Source organism: Streptomyces sp. NPDC002788, from assembly GCF_053592115.1.
Map to the genome: position 1 here is coordinate 76,025 of NZ_JBSFVB010000022.1, position 15,782 is coordinate 91,806.

General features: G+C 68.9%; 14 protein-coding genes. 1 reads left to right on the top strand and 13 read right to left on the bottom strand.

Features of this window, described 5'->3' with window-relative positions:
- From ACWD1U_RS32390 to ACWD1U_RS32450, 13 genes are all read right to left on the bottom strand, one after another.
- Positions 1 to 942 (bottom strand): GNAT family N-acetyltransferase (locus tag ACWD1U_RS32390; RefSeq protein WP_451112929.1); only part of this gene is annotated, 942 nt, incomplete at its 3' end.
- 50 nt (positions 943 to 992) lie between these two features.
- On the bottom strand, positions 993 to 1,520 hold the full coding sequence (gene fabZ, locus ACWD1U_RS32395) for a 3-hydroxyacyl-ACP dehydratase FabZ (RefSeq protein WP_451112930.1): 528 nt from the start codon (positions 1,518 to 1,520) through the stop codon (positions 993 to 995).
- Entirely contained in the window at positions 1,517 to 1,813 is a 297-nt protein-coding gene (locus ACWD1U_RS32400) for an acyl carrier protein (protein ID WP_451112931.1), read from the bottom strand. The genes fabZ and ACWD1U_RS32400 overlap by 4 nt, the downstream gene beginning before the upstream one ends.
- Before the next feature lie 74 nt (positions 1,814 to 1,887).
- Positions 1,888 to 2,649 (bottom strand): 3-oxoacyl-ACP reductase FabG, encoded by a 762-nt coding sequence (gene fabG / locus ACWD1U_RS32405; RefSeq protein WP_451112932.1) that lies wholly within the window; start codon positions 2,647 to 2,649, stop codon positions 1,888 to 1,890.
- The gene (sbnB, locus tag ACWD1U_RS32410) at positions 2,646 to 3,677 is read right to left on the bottom strand and encodes a 2,3-diaminopropionate biosynthesis protein SbnB (RefSeq protein WP_451112933.1); all 1,032 of its coding nucleotides are present in this window, start codon (positions 3,675 to 3,677) and stop codon (positions 2,646 to 2,648) included. Before sbnB ends, fabG begins: the two co-directional genes overlap by 4 nt.
- Positions 3,678 to 3,729: 52 nt before the next feature.
- A complete protein-coding gene (gene sbnA, locus ACWD1U_RS32415; RefSeq protein ID WP_451112934.1) occupies positions 3,730 to 4,782 on the bottom strand; it encodes a 2,3-diaminopropionate biosynthesis protein SbnA in 1,053 nt (350 codons plus the stop codon).
- Positions 4,779 to 7,115 (bottom strand): lantibiotic dehydratase, encoded by a 2,337-nt coding sequence (locus ACWD1U_RS32420; RefSeq protein WP_451112935.1) that lies wholly within the window; start codon positions 7,113 to 7,115, stop codon positions 4,779 to 4,781. Before ACWD1U_RS32420 ends, sbnA begins: the two co-directional genes overlap by 4 nt.
- Positions 7,112 to 8,290 (bottom strand): aminotransferase-like domain-containing protein, encoded by a 1,179-nt coding sequence (locus tag ACWD1U_RS32425; RefSeq protein ID WP_451112936.1) that lies wholly within the window; start codon positions 8,288 to 8,290, stop codon positions 7,112 to 7,114. The genes ACWD1U_RS32420 and ACWD1U_RS32425 overlap by 4 nt, the downstream gene beginning before the upstream one ends.
- Positions 8,291 to 8,297: 7 nt before the next feature.
- Positions 8,298 to 8,546: an acyl carrier protein gene (locus ACWD1U_RS32430; RefSeq protein WP_451112937.1), complete on the bottom strand. Its 249-nt coding sequence runs from the start codon at positions 8,544 to 8,546 to the stop codon at positions 8,298 to 8,300.
- On the bottom strand, positions 8,527 to 10,053 hold the full coding sequence (locus tag ACWD1U_RS32435; RefSeq protein WP_451112938.1) for a class I adenylate-forming enzyme family protein: 1,527 nt from the start codon (positions 10,051 to 10,053) through the stop codon (positions 8,527 to 8,529). Before ACWD1U_RS32435 ends, ACWD1U_RS32430 begins: the two co-directional genes overlap by 20 nt.
- Positions 10,040 to 10,987, bottom strand: a complete 948-nt coding sequence (locus ACWD1U_RS32440; protein WP_451112939.1) for an ACP S-malonyltransferase — start codon at positions 10,985 to 10,987, stop codon at positions 10,040 to 10,042. The genes ACWD1U_RS32435 and ACWD1U_RS32440 overlap by 14 nt, the downstream gene beginning before the upstream one ends.
- A 53-nt stretch (positions 10,988 to 11,040) precedes the next feature.
- On the bottom strand, positions 11,041 to 11,781 hold the full coding sequence (locus tag ACWD1U_RS32445; protein ID WP_451112940.1) for an ABC transporter permease: 741 nt from the start codon (positions 11,779 to 11,781) through the stop codon (positions 11,041 to 11,043).
- A 68-nt stretch (positions 11,782 to 11,849) separates the two neighbouring features.
- Positions 11,850 to 12,752, bottom strand: coding sequence for an ABC transporter ATP-binding protein (locus ACWD1U_RS32450; protein ID WP_451112941.1), 903 nt, complete (start codon positions 12,750 to 12,752; stop codon positions 11,850 to 11,852).
- Positions 12,753 to 14,182: 1,430 nt separating this feature from the next.
- Here ACWD1U_RS32450 and ACWD1U_RS32455 point away from each other — a divergent pair.
- Positions 14,183 to 15,637 (top strand): esterase/lipase family protein, encoded by a 1,455-nt coding sequence (locus tag ACWD1U_RS32455; RefSeq protein WP_451112942.1) that lies wholly within the window; start codon positions 14,183 to 14,185, stop codon positions 15,635 to 15,637.
- The last annotated feature ends 145 nt before the right edge of the window (positions 15,638 to 15,782 follow it).

A 15,782-nucleotide genomic window follows, 5' to 3' on the forward strand; every position in this document is an offset into this window, starting at 1 on the left:
GTCCAGGCCGCGCGGCTCGCTCTCGCGCCACCCGGCCGGCCGGTCCGCCCGGCAGCTGGGCCAGGTGGACATGAACACCGGCCCGTGGTGGCCCTCCGCGAGAACGCGTACCGTCCCGTCGTCGCCGTCCACCTCACAGACCAGCTCGCCGGATGCGAACCGGTACGCCTGCACCTGCCGGGGGGCCCGCACCCGATACGGAGGTTTCTCGATCCGCAACTCGCGGTGCGTACCGTCCGGTCCGGTGAGTGCTGCCTCGCGCACGCATCCCTGGTCGGCATCGACGCTCGCGGTGAGCCGGTGCTCCCCCACGGTCAGGCAGTAGTCGACCAGGCGGATGCCGTCCACCAGACGGACATCGGAGCGCAGTTCGTCCTCCCGGGCAGGCGTGATGGTCGCGAAACTGCTCAGTCCCCTCAGCGCCCTGCGAACCTCGCTGTCGAGATCCCCGACCACACTCCGCAGGATCAGCGGAATGTAGTTGTGCAGCTCGACATTGCCGTCCTCCCCGGGCACGGCCGGTCCCACGGAGACGCACCCGACACGCCGGTAGAGCCGGAGCGCCACCGTATTGGCCGGATTGACGGTCAGTCGCAGCACAAGGCAGCCGGACCGCTTCATCCACTCGACCGCCTCGGTGAACAGGCGTCCGGTCAGAACCCCGTTCCGGTAGGCCGGAGCGACGAAGAACATGTCGGCGATGAGCTCGCCGGCGCGTGCGGAACGCCGGCCGGTGGTCTGGAAGAGGCCGAAGGTGCCCACCACACGCCCACCGTCGACCGCCACGAGGAAGGCGGCCGTGTTCCGCTCGGCCAGCTCCCGCGCCAGCTCCTCCCCGCTGATCCCCCCGGCCACCGGGTTCGGACTGTCACGATGACGGTTGAAGAGCTCCGCGACATGGTTCTCGTCGCCGCTCTGGTACGGGCGGATCATGAGCGACATTCCGCACTCCTCCCTCTTCGCATCAAGTGCCACCGGCAGGGGCACAGCCGCTACGCCTTGCGCTCCGTGGTGACGACCAGAGATCCCGCGGCCGCTGGCGCCGAGCCCACTGCGGCCCGGACCGTCACCTGCCGCAGCCGGCCGAGCCGCTGGCCGAGCCGGGCCTCCAGCAGCAGCTGGTCACCGGGCACGACCAACCGGGAGAACTTCATCGAGCTGATGGCACCGAGGTAGCCGACGCCGGCGGCGGGGTCGCCGGCCCCGGCTCCGTCCGACTCGACGAGTTCGGCCACGTACACGACCGCCACCAACTGGGCCATCGCCTCGACGATCATCACGCCCGGCATGATCGAGTGGTCTGGGTAGTGCCCGGCGAAGAACGGCTCGTTCACCGAGACGTTCTTCACCCCACGCCCGGATACGCCGGGTACGACGTCGTACGCCCGGTCGATCATCAGCATCGGCCAGCGGTGCGGCAGCAGCCGCTTGATGTCGTCCGAGGAGTAGCTGTAGGTGCCCTTGGCTGCCTCGGCCCGGCGCCTGGGGGCGGGTGCGGGGGCTTCTGGCGTAACGGTCATGGTCCGACCTCGCGGGCTTCGATGAAGTCCACCAGGGCATTGACGGAGCCGAAGGCCTCGAAGTCGTCGTCGTTGATCAGTACGTCGTACTCGTTGTTGACCATCACGACGATCTCCAGGCTGTCGAGCGAGTCCATCTCGAGGCCGCGGCCGAACAGCGGCTGGTTGTCGGACACGACGGCCGGGTCGACGCCTAGGCCGAGCTGACCGATGATCATCGACTTGATCTTCATGTTTCTCTCCAGGCGCCTCTCGGCCTGGGCGCGGACGTGCTCGACGGTGGTGACGGACACGGCAGGATCCTTTCCTGGGGTTCCGGGACGACGAAGTTGCTGTCTGGTCACTCTGTCCGGTACGGGGCGATTTGTCAGCTATAGAGCATTCCGCCGTCCACGGTGAGGACCTTGGCGGTGATGTAGGACGCGGCCGGGCTGGCCAGGAAGACCGCTGCCTGAGCCACTTCGGCCGGGGTCCCCATACGTCCGAGGGGGATCGCCTGGTACGCCTCCTTCAGCTGCGCGGGAGGCACCTTGCGGACCATGTCGGTGTCGATGAATCCGGGCGCCACCACGTTGACCCGGATACCGCGAGGGGCGGTCTCGTACGCCAGTGTCCTGGCCATGGCGATCACCCCGCCCTTGCTCGCCGCGTAGTTGGCCTGGCCGGCCCGGCCGGCGATGCCGCTGGTGGAGGCGATCAGGACGATCGCGCCGCCGGTCGCGTACATCTGCTTCGTCGCCTCTCGGGCCGTCAGGAAGGCGCCGGTCAGGTTGGTGCCGATGACCTCCTGCCACTTCGCGCGGCTCATGGCGGCCAGGTGCCCGTCAGCGGTCACCCCGGCGTTGAGGACGGCGACGTCCAGGGGTCCCCAGGACCCGCGCAACTCCTTGTACATCGCGGTCACTTGGTTTTCGTCCGAGACGTCCGCCCGCAGCAGCAGCGCCTGTCGGCCGAGCCCGCGCACCACCTCCGCGACCTCCTCCGCTCGCGAGGCGCTGGAATGGTAGTTGAGGGCGACGTCACAGCCGTGCTCGGCCAGGGCGACCGCGATCGCCGCGCCGATGCCTCGCGACGCACCGGTCACCAGGGCCTTGGAGCCCTCGGCGAACAGCGCTCCCGGCCCCCTCATGGCGCGCTCCCGGCCAGCACCGCGGTGACCCGGTGGCCGCCGGGATCGAAACCCTCGACCTCGATGCCCAGACCGGCCCGGTCGGCGGCCCTGAGCACCAGCTGCGCCACCGCGAGGTCGAGGATGCCCAGGCCGAAGGGCGAGAAGACGATGGGCCCTGCCGTCTCCCGGATGCCGGTCCGCCCCTCCAGCACGGCACCGATCTCGGCGTGGATGAACTCCCGGTGACCCACCTCCTGCTCGGCGCGGTGCACGGAGGTCTGCTCGCGGCAGACGTGTGCGATGTCGTCGACCACGTTGTGCGCGCCGAGCACCGAGGCCGTGCTCAGGTCGCGCAGCGACAGGTGCAGGATCACCTGGCCGGACGGCTGCAGCGGATAGTCGGCCAGGTTCAGCCAGTAGGTGGAGTCGGTCGTGGCGATGCTCACGGTGTCGGCCCTGAGCGCCTCCCCCACGTCACCGGCCCGGAACGTGATCCCCGGGTACTCGGCGGCCAGCTCGGACGCGAGCACCTCGGCACGCTCGGCGACCACGTCCTGCAACGCCACGGTCTCGATGTGCGGGTGCACCAGCGTCAGATATGCCATGACGCGGTGGTTGATCGTGCCGCACCCGATCAGCCCGGCCGTGCGCACCCGGCGGTCGCCGTGGAGGACCTTCGCTGCCAGCGCGGCACCTGCGGCTGTCCGTGTCGCGGATACCTGACTGCCCTCCAACAGGGCCGACGGGTAACCGGACTCCAGGTCGTTGAGGATGCACAGCGACGAGGCGCGCTGCATGCCCCTGTCCACGTTCGCGGGGAAGGACGAGATCCATTTCAGTCCCATCACCGGTTCCGGCCCGCCCAGGTAGGCCGGCAGCGAGATGACGCGGGAGCCAGTCGGCTGCGGCGGGCGCAGGAAGGTGGAGAACGGGACGTGCGACTGGCCTTGGCCGTGCAGACGGTAGGCGGTTCGCACGGAGTCGAGCACGGCAGACTCCAGGCCCACCAGCGAGGCCCGGACGTCGTCGCGACCGAGGATTCTCATGGCTCGCTCCTTTCTTGATCGTGGTTCGGCCCGCGGTGCGGGATTTCGGGGATCACGAGAAGCATGAGACGTCACAAGGCCGTTGAGACTCCGGGACGTGCTCCTCGACCCACCGGTCGGAGTAGATGGTGTCGAGGTACCTGTCGCCCCCGTCGGGAAGGACCGCGACGCAGGTCGCACCCGGCTCGATCCGCGACGAGCCGTCCTGGAGCGCGGCGACGGCGGCGCCCGACGAGCCGCCGGCGAGGATGGATTCCTCCGACAGCAACTGGCGGCAGCCTCGGACGCAGTCGGAGTCGGTCACCTTCACCACCCGGTCCGCGAGCCCGGGCCGCAGCAACGGCGGCACCATCGCCGCCCCGTGCCCGGGGATCGTGCGCCGGTACGAGTGCTCCCACGGCTCGGGCGTACCGAAGATGACGCTGCCGACCGCGTCGACCGCGACGATGCGGGTTTTGAGACCGCTGTCCCGGATGTACTCAGCACAGCCGCGAAGCGTGCCGCAGGTGCTGGCCGCGACGAAGAGGTAGTCCGGTTCACGAGGCAGGGCGTCGCAGATTTCGCGCATGGTGGTGCGGTGCGCCCGCGCGTTGTACTCGTTGGCGTACTGATTCGGCCAGTACGCGCCGGGAATGCTGCCCAGGAGCTCCCGGACGCGGTCGATCCGGGCCGGAAGATACTCGCCCGTGGTCGGGTCGCGGTGCTCCACGACGTCGACCCGGGCACCGTAGGCCCGCATGATGGCGAGGTTCTGCCCGGTGGTCCGGGGGTCGACCACGCAGATCAGGTTCAGCCGGTAGAAGTTGCACAACTGTGCGAGGGCGATACCGAGATTGCCCGAGGTGGACTCCACGATCGTGGACACCCCGGGGAGCAGCCGACCCGCCCGCAGCGCCTGTTCGATCATCGACTTGGCAGCGCGGTCCTTGATGCTGCCGCCCGGGTTGAAGCACTCGCACTTGGCGTAGACGCGGAACCGCTCCGGAGGGAACAGCCGGTCGAGAGCGACGAGTGGGGTACCGCCGATCGTCGCGACGATGTCGGCCTCCCAGGGGCGGGCCCGGCGGACCGGCGTTGCCGCACCGTCGGGAACGATGGCTGTCATTCCGTCGCCTTTCTGCTGATCTGGAGCCGCAGTTCACTCACGTAGCGCTGACCGTCGGCATCCGGCAGCCAGGAGTCGCCCGGGGCCGGCAGGGGTTCGCTGAGGGTCATCACGGCGTCGGGGTCGAGCCGCCGCCCTCTGCGGACGAGGTTGGCGAAGGAGAGCACCAGCGTGGGACTTGTGAAGTCGAACAGGGACGGTTTGGTCTCCTGGGGAAACTTGACGTAGGCCCGATCAGGCAGGGTGTTCTCGGCGACCCAGCGGCGCACTGCCAGGTAGTCGCGATGCCGGTCCGCCTTGGAGGGCAGCTCGAGCCCGCCGACCGGCATCCGCCAGGTCTCCCGGAACACGACCAGGTCGTCGAGGGTCACCCGAGGCGAATGCGCCCCGTCGAGCCCGATCTTGAAGGCGTCCGCGGCGATGATCGATGTCAGCACCTCTAGCAACTTGCGGACCGGCCACGAGCGCCCGTCGGGGGTGGTGGCGGTTACCGTGCCGTCAACGTCGGCCAGCACGATGGCCGCTGCCGGATCGATCCTGGCGCGGTCGCCGAACGGGGCCCGCGTGAATCCGATCAGCCGGTCGCCGGTGCCGATCGGCGCGGGTACCATCCGGCCGCTGTTGCGTCGCCAGCCGACCGGCAGCAACGGCACCATCCTCTCGGCGCCGACCGCAGTGTTGATCTTGTCCCGGAGTGATTCACCGTCCGTGGTCCAGTCGAGGAACGACAGGTCGAGGGTGGCCAGGCAGGCGTGCAGTTCGCCGAGGACCACGGTGTAGTCGCCGGCGTTCACCGCATCCACGGACGGGGCCACTACCTGCAGGTCGGGGCTGTGCAGGGCCAGATGAGGTGAGCAGGATCCGTCGGTCGCGAACAGGGCGCGGGCACGATCCTCGATCTCCGCGACGGACCGGTGCAGCCGCGCCGATGGCGCGGCGTCCGGATCGAAGCCGATGACCTCGCGCCACTTCTGCGCCAGCTCGCGGGTCGCGGTCCGTACGCAACAGGCGTCGTCCCCCCAGTACAGCCTGAGAACCTTCGGCCAGATATCGGCGAAGGTCACCTTCCCGTGACGCGCCGCGATATCGCGTACCATCCGCGCGACCTCCGCCTCCGCGAGCCGAGCCAGGCGGTCGCCGAACCAGTCCGCCGAGTCGGCCATCAGGGCCAGGGGACGGGACACGCCGTCCAGGAAGTCCCGGCCCAGGTGCATCCGGCAGTCCCGGAGGGTGTCCTGATAGCACAGCGTGCGGCCCGCGTACGCCTTGCCGTGTTCACGGGAGGGCGACTGCCCGGTCGTACGGACGAAGAACTCGTCGAGCCGGTCGAGCGCCGCAGTGAGTTCCTCCGCGCTGTCCGCGCGGTCCACCTCCTTGCGGAGCTGTCCCAGCTCCGCAAGGACCGCGTCGAACCGGACGAACAACTCCGCGTCGCCGACGGCCGTCACCCGCCGGCGGAGAATCTCCTCAGCATGTACACCGACGGGGATGTTGGCGTCCCAGCTCACGACCCGCTGACGCAGCAGTCTAAGGAGCACCTGTTCCACGCGCTGCCGTGCCGTCGTGCCGTCACACCGCTGCTCGGCGATGAGCGCGTCCGCGATGCTCTCACCGTTCCGGTCACCGTCGGTGTGGCGCAGCACGTGCAGGTCGTCTTCGCCCAGCCTCACCAGGCGGCGGCCCGGCATGACCAGCCGGTCACCGTCGAGGTGCACGTCGGCCCGCAGCATCGGCGGGAACCACCAGCGGGCGCCCGGCTGTCCGGCCATCCAGTCGCCCAGCGCGGCGATCATCCAATGTTCGAAGAAAACCCGGCTGTCCGCGATGAGCGACGGCCCGGGTCGGAACTCGACGGCCCGCTGCACCTGTCCGACGGAGATCCAGGCCGCCGGGCCGAAGAAGCCGATCGTCTCGGCCTTGGCGCAGTACCGCAGCCAGTACATGGCCAGGGTGCGTTCCCGTTCCCGGCGCTTGGCCCCGGTTCCCTTCGAGGATGCGACGGAGTCCAGGATGCGGTACATGGTGCGGTTCTGCCAGGCGATGGCCAGGCGTACCCGCTCGTCGGCGGCGACGCGGGCCAGCTGGTCCGACTCGGCGGCGCGGTCCGCCTCGTACGCGGCCACGAACTCGTCATGGCCGACGGCGCCGCTCTGCAAGAACGCCGCTGCACGCATCGCCCGCTGCCCGCCGAACCGGTCGAGTCCGGAGACCGGGAAGCCCGCGCTGCGGAGCAGGCCGATGCCCCACACTTGCCAGTCCGTGTCGCCCAGTCGACAGGACGGGGCGAAGGCCGACCAGTCGAGGGAGGGGGCGGCTTCCAGCGTGCCGGTCATCGTGCCGCTCCGTCGCGGATCGCCGCGGCCAGCCTCGTGACGCCTTCGGTGATCCGTTCCCTCGGCACATGGCTGAAGCACAGCCGCAGTCCGTCCAAGTGCTCCCCGCCGACGCTGAAGTGACTGCCGGGCGTGAAGGAGACGCCGTGTTCGACCGCTGCCGGGACCAGGTGACGGGTGTCCATGCCTTCGCTGTGGCGCATCCAGATGTAGAAGCCCCCGTTCGGGCGCTGCCACCGCCAGGGACCCGACGTACCGAACTCCTTCTCCAGAGCGTCGGCCATCAGCGCGCAGCGTTCCCGGTAGCTCTCGCGGTAGTCGTCGATCAGGTCCGTCCACCCGGCCCGGGCGTGGAACGTGGCGATCACGGCATGGGCCAGCGCGGAGGGCGACAGTGCCATCACCTCACTGGTGCGGCGCAGCGACTGCGCCAGGCGGGCCGGTGCGGCGATCCAGCCGCAGCGCAGTCCCGGAGCGAAGATCTTCGAGAAGGTGCCCAGATACACCACGCGGTCCGGGTTCATCCCGTGGAAGGCGGTGGTGCATGTGCCGTCGAACGACAGCAGTCCGTACGGGTTGTCCTCGACCAGCAGGAGATCCAGGTCCTCGCAGACCGCCAGCAACTCCTTGCGGCGTTCGACGGACAGAGTCAGCCCTGTCGGGTTCTGGAACGTCGGATTGCAGTACAGCAGCCGTACGGTGTGCCCGTCCGCGCGAAGACGCAGTGCCGTTTCGCGCAGCCCGGCAGGGTCGATGCCGTGCTCTTCCTCGGGTACGGCACACAGGTTCAGGCCTGCGGTGCGGAAGGCTGCGATGGCTCCCGGGTACGCGGGTGTCTGGAACAGCACGGTCTCACCCGGTGCGCCGATCCCGAGGGCCACGGTCATCAGCCCCATCTGCGACCCGCTGGTGGGCACCAGGTCCTCGGCGACCGCGTGCGCGCCCTCACGGGTCATCAGGTCGGTGATTGCCTGCACGAGGGCCTTGGAGACGTGTGGCGTGCTGTACTGGAAGGCGACCCTTCCGCCGAGTCGCACGAGACTGGACAGCTGACCGGAGAGTGCCTGCAGCGGCAGGACGCCCAGGTCGGGCATGCCGCCCGCGAAGGAGATCAGATCTCCCCCCAGCTCGAACAGCCTTGGCATCTCGACCGCGCATCCGGTGTCGGTTCGCATGATGTGCCTAGATCCCGGCCGGAGTCGAGGCAGCTACCTGTGCCTGAACGTGGCGCCACAGGTCGGCCGGGGAGAGGAGCGCAGGATCGGCGAGCGCATCGGGGTCGATCTCGATTCCGTAGTGCTCCTCGACGGCCACCACAAGGGCGATGGTGTGGAGCGAGTCCACGCCCAGGTGCACGAGCGGCGTCTCCTGATCCGTGATGGTCACGGAGCAGATCTGCTCGACGAGCTGGTCAAACTGTGACTGGTCCATGGTGGGTCCTCTCTGTGCGTGGGGAGACCTGGCTGCGCGATGCGGGCGTGCCCGGCGGATCGATCAGGCGGTGGACAGCCGCGCGGTCCGGCTTGCCGTTCGAGGTCAGAGGCACCGCGCTGATCCGGATGATCTGGTCGGGCATCCGGGCGGGGTCGAGCCGTCGTGCCAGGTCCGCGTGGATTTCTTCCGGCTCCAGGACGCTCTGCACCGCCAGGCGCAGCGGCCCTTCCTCGGGTTCGGGCCGCAGCGCCACCGCCGCGGTCACCCCGGGGATCCGCTCGGCGGCGTCCTCGATCTCGGCCAGACCCAGGCGGACTCCCCGCCGCTTGATCATGTCGTCGTCACGGCCGATGAAGTAGAGCCGTCCCGCCTCGTCGAGACAGCCCTGGTCGCCGGTGTGCAGTTCGAGCGAGCCGTCGGCGCACCGGACAAAGCGCTTCTGCTCCTCCAGCGGAACCCCCCAGTAGCCGGCCATCACCGTGGCGCCCCGGACGACGATCTCGCCGACCGTACGGGGACCGACGGGCCGCTTGTCAGCGTCGACGATCCGGACGTGGTCGCCGGGGATCGGCAGACCGACCGAATCGGGGTGCGCGGCGTACTGATCAGGGGCGAGGATCGAGATGCGTTTGCACTCGGTCATGCCGTACATGGAGGCGAAGACCGCACCGGGGAACAGCTCCAGCAGTTCGGAGACGAGCACGTGGCCCGGGCGGGCACCAGTGTTGGTGAACAAGCGCACCTTCGTCGGCCGACGGGACCGGGACTGCAGGAGGGTGAGCATCTGTGCGAGGGAGGGCACCACCGGAACGACCGTCACCCCGTGCCGCTCGATGAGGCGGAGCAGGGCCGTGTCCTGGCCACGCCCGCTGAGCACCACAGTGCTGCCGGTCAGTGCGCACAGCAGTGCCTGGTACAGCCCGTAGTCGAAGGACAGAGGCAGTCGGCAGAGCACCACGTCGTCCGCGTGATAGCGCAGACACGTCTGGATCGCCTCGACCGCCGCGAGCATCTGCCGGTGCGGGCAGACGACTCCACGCGGTCGACCGGTCGTGCCCGATGTGTAGATCAGCATCGCGACGGCATCGTCGGGTGCCGCGACGCGGAAGCCATCGGGCGCGGTCCTCCGGATCTCCTTCCACGCCTGCGCGCTCTCGACGGTGCGCTCCGCACGCTCCCCTGCGGCGGGTGAGCAGACTGCCAGGGTGGCGGCGCAGTCATCGATGACATGGCCGACTTGAAAGTCCGTCATTTCCGGATGCACCGGAACGAAGACGGCGCCGATCCTGAGGGTGGCGTAGAACAGGGCAAGGAAGGCGCGGTCGTTGCCGCCGACGTAGACCACTCGCTGCCCGGCTGTGACACCTTGGCTCCGCAGCCATCCGACCGCGCGGTCCGCAACTGTGCCCAGCTCGCGGTAGTTCAGGCACCCCTGCGCGTCGATAACCGCCGGGTGGTCGCCGCGCTCGGAGCACGGGCGGTCCAGGAGATCAGACACCAGCATGGGCGGGCTCCTCTCGTCCGCCGGTCCTGCCGATCCACGCGCAGGCCCGGCTGAGGTCCCCGGCCGCGTTGAGGCAGAGAAGTTCCGTGCCGGGATGCTGGCGCTTGAGGAGGTTGGCGAGCGTGCGGGCAGGGGGCAGAGAGACGGTCAGCCCGGGCTTCAGCCGGGTGAGGGAGCGCATGCAGAGGTCCCAGCGCACCGGCCGGACCAACTGGTCGATGAGCGCTCGGCGGATCTCCTCGGGAGAGGTGATCACCCTGCCGTCGGCGTTCGACAGCAGGAGCCTGCATGGCCGTTCGAAGTGGGTTTCGGCGGCCGCGGCGGCGAAGACCTGCCGTGCCGACTCCATGTACGGGGTGTGGAAGGCCCCCGCGACGGGCAGCGGTCTGACCGTCGCCGCGCGCGGCGGCGCGGCGGACAGCCGCTCAAGGTCCTCGACCGGTCCGGCGGCAACGATCTGGCCAGGGCCGTTGAAGGTGGCCGCAGTAAGGCCGAGTTCCGCGATCCTGGCCAGCACCTCCGACTCTTCACCACCGACCACCGCCGCCATCGAGGTGGGCACGTCGGCGCAGGCCGCGGCCATGGCGCGACCGCGGATCGCGGCGAGCCGGACAGCGTCGGCGGGGCTCAGCACTCCGGCGTACGCGGCCGCGGTGAGCTCACCGACCGAGTGGCCGGCCACCACCGCGGTGCCCTCAGGTGCCGTCCGGGCCAGCACGTCATGCGCCAGCAGGCCCAGGGCGACCAGCAGGGGCTGGGTGTTCTCGGTCCGGGCGATCTCCGTGGCCGACGCCTTTGTGCCCAAGTGGGCCACGTCGCAGTCGGCGGCCTCGGACCAAGCCCGCACCCGTTCGGCGTGGGCCGGGTCGCGCAGCCAGCCGGCCAGTAACCCAGGAGTCTGAGAGCCCTGGCCCGGTGCAATGATGGCGAGCAATTTCTTCCCTTTTCCTGTTGCGTACCCCACACCCGCGGTCTCGCGGCTTCGGGTCACCGGCGCCCGGTACTCGTTGCGAACCTGCGAATCGCCACGTACGAGAACGCGGCGAACCAGGCGATGACGTTGCATACGGCGCCCGCCAGACCGGAGTGCTCACCGCTGAACGAGTAGCCGTCCGTGAGGGCGTAGCGGGCGAGGGTCGCCACCCCATACATGGGAGTGAAGCGGGAGATGTCCAGCATGGTCCCGCTGAGTGGGATGAACAGACCCCCGAGGAAGGCGAGCGCGGTCATCGTCAACCCAGGCATATGCATGACCACATCGGGCTTCATGGCCAACCCCATGGCGATGCCGAGCGCGGCGAAGACCGCTGCACCGAGCCATGCGACGAGCAGGGACGTCACCCACACATCGGCATCGGCGCGTGCGCCGGTCACGAACCCCAGCACGCCGACGACGGCCACGGGCACGCCGGCCATCACCACCGAGCACCACACCTTGACGAGAAGGTATCCCGCCGGGGTGAGCGGGCTCAGCGTGATGGTGCGCATCCACCCCACCGATCGCTCCACCGAAATGGTGGCCGCGGAACTGGTGGCAGCCGTCGCGGCGCCGTACACAGCCAGGCCGATCATCATCCAGGCGGCGAAGTTTCCGTGCGGCAGCGCCGCATCCTCGGGACTGGTGCGGAACAGGGCGAGATACAGCACCGCCGGGAGCACAAGAGTGAAGACGGTGGTCTGGCGGTTGAACCGCCGTCGCAGCTCGTAGCGGATGAACGTGAGGTTCACCCCGCTGACGGGCGAAGTACGAGGGCGGGCGCTCGGCGCCGAACGAGTGGAAGAAGTGGATGAAGATGTCACCGCAGCCTGTCCTCGACGTGCGTGTCGGAGTTGGTGATGGCCATGAAGGCGTCTTCGAGGCTGCGCGGCGCGACTTCGATCTCCGTGGCCGACGTCGCGTTGACCAGCACCCGCAGCAGGGCGTCCGAGTCGTCGCAGGCGAAGAAGTGGCGTTCGCCGCGGGCCGTGCAGGAGCGGACGATGGCAGACCTGCCCACCTCCTCGGCCTCGGGCGGGTCGATCACGGCCGAGACGGTGCGTCCGCTGATAGCCGCACGGATGGACGACGCCGAGCCGTCGGCCACGACCGCACCCCGGTCGATCATCACCACACGGTCGGCGAACTGGTCGGCCTCCTCCATGTAGTGCGTGGCGAACATGACCGTCATGCCACGTTCGGCGTCGTGGCGGACAGCTGCCCAGAACTCACGCCGAGCAGCCACGTCCATGCCGGCGGTCGGCTCGTCCAGCACCAGGAATGCAGGATTCGGCAGCAGCGCGATGGCGAACCGCAGCCGCTGCTGCTCGCCGCCCGAGCACTCGGAGACCCTCCGGTGCCGCAGCTCACTGACTCCCGCCCGGCTCATGCAGTGTTCGGGATCGGCGCCGGAATGGAGCGAAGCGAGCATGTGAACCGTGGCCTCGACCGTCAGGTCGGGAAGCAGTCCGCCCGTCTGCAGGACCGCCGCGACCTGCCCAGTGCGCACCGCGTGCTGCGGCGACTGTCCGAACAGCCTGACGTCTCCCGAGTCGGGCCGGGTCAGCCCCAGAAGCATGTCGATGGTGGTCGTCTTGCCGGCTCCGTTCGGTCCGAGGAACGCCACGACCTCGCCACGCGGGATCCGCAGGTCGAGCCCCTTAACGGCCGTGAACTTATCGCCCTTAGCATCAGTGAAGTGCTTGGTAAGCCCGCTGAGCATGGCGGCGTCGGGAGGTGCCTCTCCCCCCGTTACCGGGCTGGCCTGGGTTTCGACCATTATCCGGACCTTTCATGATTTAATCAGGCGCGACCTCGGTGATCCCTTCAGTGGGGGCGACCTCGGTGATCCCCACTCTGCTACACGCCACTGCCGAACACTGCCGCTGACACGCGTTCATGATCGCAAAGTTGGGGCATCTGGTGCAGTTTGCAGGCGCGCGCCGAGCCGTCCGCGCGCCACCGCTGGACCGCTCGGCGATCCACCGGGCCTCGGTTTGGTCCCAGACCACGACGGGGCGCTGTCACGTCGGCTGAGCGAGTGGGACGATCTCGGGGTCGATCGTGGTGGAGGGGGTTCGTCCGCGGGGAGTCGGCCAGCCCTTCACCCGCTGGTCCCTGCGCAAGCTGGTTGCCTACCTGCGGAAAATCCACGGCAGGGTCATCCGGATCGGCCGCGAGCATGACGCTGCCTGTTCGCCCGCAGAGGTGTCACCTTCCAGACGCCCCGATCGTCTGCCACAGAAGCAACTTGACAGGGCTTTCGGCAGGCTGTCGTGAGGGTCTGAGTCAACGTCATCGTGCCCCATCGGTCCCCACGTTCTCCAGTCCCGCGACTGCGACGCGCAGTTGGACGCATGACGATGGATCAACTTCTTGTCTCGGCGTTCGTCACGGCGCGCAGCAGCGCGCCGAGGGTGCTCGGCGTTCATGCAGACCTTGGCCGGGGCGTGCCGGTTGTCCGGGTCGGGCGAAGCCGTGCTCGCGTCCCGCACGGTCGCGGCCGACCCGCTTGACGACAACCGCGGCCTGCTCGCGCACCGAAGCGTCGCGGACGCCGGCCCACCGACCGCTCGATACGCACCACATCCCTGTGCGCCCCGGCCGCGTGGCGCACAGGGATGTGGTGCGCGCACACCAGCCAGACGGCCCGCGCCGGCAGCTTCGGCGGCGCTCCGGGCGATGGGCAGCAGCGTCCCGTCCAGGATCACGAACGCCTTGCGTACTGTGCTGCGTCCGGCCACTGCGATGTCCGCGGCGAGAGCGGCACGTCGTTCTCGCCGCGATTGGTCAGCCCTTCAACCAGGTTCGACAACGGCTCACTGGTCCAGGAACCTGCTGCATCACCCACTCGGCCGAGGTTGCAAGCAGATGTCGGCTGTGTTTCGGTGAATGAACGGCCGTGAGGTTGGAGCGGACGGATCCGGTCAGGCCCCGTGCGTGTACCTCGCCTATCGAGGTCGCCGTTCAACTACTTCGATGACGTGGCCGGCGGAACGGAAGGTCACGGCGGACCGGGCGCCGGCGGTGGCGGCGCCGCCGTGTACCACGACAAGCACGGCTCCTGGGGAAAGGAGGCGCAGGCGGGGCGACGGAGGAGCCAGCCGGGCAGGCGGAGTGAACCCCTTCCCGACGGCTGTGCACCTCGCGGAGATGCACGTCAGCCAGCCCGGTGAGCGCCCCCGGCAACGTGACCGCCGGCGGCAGCGTGGCCCCGGAAGAGCCGGTGCCGAGAACGGCAGCGAGCATCCGGCAGCCCATCGCCTGCCGGGCCACGCAGCGGCCGGACGCGCCGAGCGCCCCGAGAACCACGGGCAGGACACGGCTCGAACAGAGAACAACGATGTGGAAGGTCACCGAGCGATGAGCGAAACGCAGAACAACCAGCACATCGACCAGGTCGCACAAGCCATCGGCAACACCGGTCTGATCAGCCCGCTGCCGACGTGGACGGCCGTACCAAAGGCACCCGAACCCGATGAAGTCTGGCAACTGGGTGCCGGAAACGCCTGGGTGTACTACGGGAGCGGGAACGACGGACTGGTCCGCCCCCTGATCCTCTCCGACGGGTTCGACAGTGGGCCCAGCAGCCTGGACCACATCTGGGACTCCTGGAACAGCGAAGGCACGTTCGCGTTCTTCACCAAACTCCTCGACAGCGGCAGAGACCTGATCATCGTGGGGTACCACGAGCGCAGCGCATCCATCCAGGACAACGCGGCAGTCGTCACCAAGGCCATCACCAAGGCGATCCACGACAGGACGGGAAACGCCGAGCTCGTGGTCGGCGGGTACAGCATGGGCGGGCTCATCACCCGCTACGCGCTGACCAAAATGGAGCACGACGGACCGGAACACCAGACGCATACCTACTTCAGCTACGACACCCCGCACCGAGGCGCCTGGGTCCCCATCTCCCTGCAGGCATTCGCGCACTACAGCGCAGTTGTGCACCCCGATGTGTTCGCCCCGTTCTCCGACCAGATCAACAGTCCTGCCGCCCGCCAGATGCTGTGGCGTCACATCCACGATTACAATGAAACCCCGGCCGAGGATCCGCTCCGCACCAAGTTCCTCACGGAACTCCACGACTTCGGCGGATGGCCGCGCCATCCCCGCAAGATCGGCGTGGCCAATGGCCTGGGCACCGGAGTGGGCAACGGCGATGTCGCCGGCGCCGAGGCACTGAAGTCCACGGGCGTGTGGCTCAACCAGACGACCCTCGACATCCAGCAAAGCGGCAACCACCAGAAGGTGGCGTCCCTCAGGAACGCTGCCGTCCCCCCCCGGTCTGTGGACGTGTACACCGACGGCATCCCCGATGGCGACGGAGCCCCCGGCGGGCAGCTGAACTCCTTCCAGATCGTTGCCGAGGCGCTACTAGGTCTGGCCGATAACAAATATCGGGACGCGTGCTTCATCCCCACGGTCAGCGCCGCGGCCATCCGGGACCTCGGCACGCACAACGACCTCTACGTCAATGTCAACAGCCTGCCGACCAGTGAAAGCGAACTGGACGAATTCCAGTGCTCCACGGACAAGAATGAGGGACACATCTACATGTCGCCCGAGCACGGGCAATGGCTTCTCGACAGGCTGCCGGCCTGACGGCGGGCGGGATCACACCTTCCCTCCGGGGCACCCGGGGTGTCCCGGAGCTCCCTCGCCGGCGCGGTCCGCCGCCCCGCCCGCTGACGCTGGACGCAGCGTAGACCCAGGTGCCGTCCCCCGCGCAGCCGGACGACGGCGCCGA